Source organism: Mesonia sp. HuA40 (genome assembly GCF_008017835.1).
GTDB lineage: Bacteria > Bacteroidota > Bacteroidia > Flavobacteriales > Flavobacteriaceae > Mesonia.
Genome location: NZ_VRLT01000013.1, coordinates 1 through 1731 on the forward strand (window position 1 = coordinate 1; position 1731 = coordinate 1731).

General features: G+C 30.3%; 2 protein-coding genes. Both read right to left on the reverse strand.

Annotation, left to right across the window (positions count from 1 at the left end; translation table 11 throughout):
* Positions 1–261 (reverse strand): helix-turn-helix domain-containing protein (locus FT993_RS01680; protein ID WP_305054855.1); only part of this gene is annotated, 261 nt, incomplete at its 3' end.
* Between the two features lie 221 nt (positions 262–482).
* Positions 483–1580 (reverse strand): DUF4105 domain-containing protein, encoded by a 1098-nt coding sequence (locus tag FT993_RS01685; RefSeq protein WP_187240732.1) that lies wholly within the window; start codon positions 1578–1580, stop codon positions 483–485.
* Positions 1581–1731 lie beyond the last annotated feature (151 nt).

Here is a 1731-nt window from a genome sequence, read left to right on the forward strand (position 1 = left end):
GTCTTTCTGAAACTCCAGTTCCTCAATCTTTTCCTTTAACTTTTTAATTTCATCGTTTTTACTCATACCATTATTTTGTTGTACTAAGGTACTGTATTTTCTTAACCAATAGGTAATGGTTGTTCTAGGAACATCATATTTTTTTGAAGCTTGCGTGCTAGAGATGTGTCCGGTTAGAATTTGGTCAACGACTAAAAGTTTGGTTTCTAGATTGACTTTTTGATAGCTTTTTTTTCGCCAGTGGTCTTTTTTTGTTTTCATAAGTGACTATAATTAATGGTTTAATTTTTAGTCAACCTATTTCAGGAAAGTTCATTCTTTAGCTTGTTGCCAACGGTCTTGTATAACAATCAGTTGCGGGATGTTTGGAAACGAAGATAGCTAAAATTACCAACTTTTTTGCTTGCTCGGTTGTATCCGCAGGACACAGAGTCGCAATTGTTGTTATACGTTGTTGCCAGTAGTGGTTTATACTTTGTTTTTCATTTTTTTTGTATTTTTCTCAATTCCTGTAAGTTAAAAATTCCGAGTATGGCAAAAATTGGTAAAATTGAAATATCAAAAATTTGTACTTTGAAAAGCCAAACAACTATTGAAATAATCAATGATGCTACTAATATTATACTCAACATTTTATTAGTCTTATTTTTTGCCAAGAATGGAGTATAAATCAGATATAACGGGTTACACCAAAGAATATTTAGATTCGATTTAACCTCCTCGTGGCCAGAAAATAACCATAATGCAAGGATGAATATACCTGTAATTCCAAAACTGAAACTTGCTATTATTTTGGCGGGTTTAGGAAACCAAAATAGAAACAACACTGCTAAAAGCGAAAATATCAATAATGGCGAAAATATTTGCTGAATATTTGAATTGCTATTACTTTCTATTGAGTTTAATATTTTTTCGGATTGTATTAAATTTTTGCCATTCAATTTCGCAGCACCAATTTCTTTTTGTAGATAGTCTGGCAAGAACATACTTTGATTACGATTAGAGTTTCTGTCCAATGATTTTCCTAACACCAAATTAATTCCAAATTTTAGCCAAGGCATTTCTTGTAGATATGAATTAATTAAATCCCTATTTGATTTGTTAAGTTCTTGATTTTCAAAACTCACTCCAATGTGTTTTAATAAATCTCGTGTTTCTGTAGAACAGTTTTTATCCAAAAAAGAGTAGAAGTAAAATCTATTTTCTGGTTGATTTAAAAGTTTAAGTCTATTCAAAAACTCACTTTTTTCATCAGCTGTTAAATCTAACTTTTGTTCGTGGACTAATCTTTTTTCATAAGTGTATATTTTCAAAAAATTTACTGTTTCTTGAACACCTCTATGATATTTTAATTTGCCTTTCAAATATTTATATTCAAAATTTGGCGTGTTAAAATCAAACATTCCAAAATTATAAACTTGATCTGTTTTATTTTCTTTGTCAATAACTCTAATAGCAGTATGTCCGAAAACTGAATAGACTTCTTGACCAACAGAACAAGTCAAAATACTTATTTCGATATTGTCATTGGCATAGCTTAATTGGCTAATCAGAAGTATTATAAGTAATGTTTTGTTCAAATCTATCCTTTATTCAATCCAATTACTGATTTTTATTCTTTGCAGGTTTTTCTTTACCATTACTGGCAACGGCCTTGGCTATGATTTCGTTGCGGAAAAATACGCGGGATTTATTCCGTTGTAGCTCAAAGATAGAAAAAAGGATGCAATT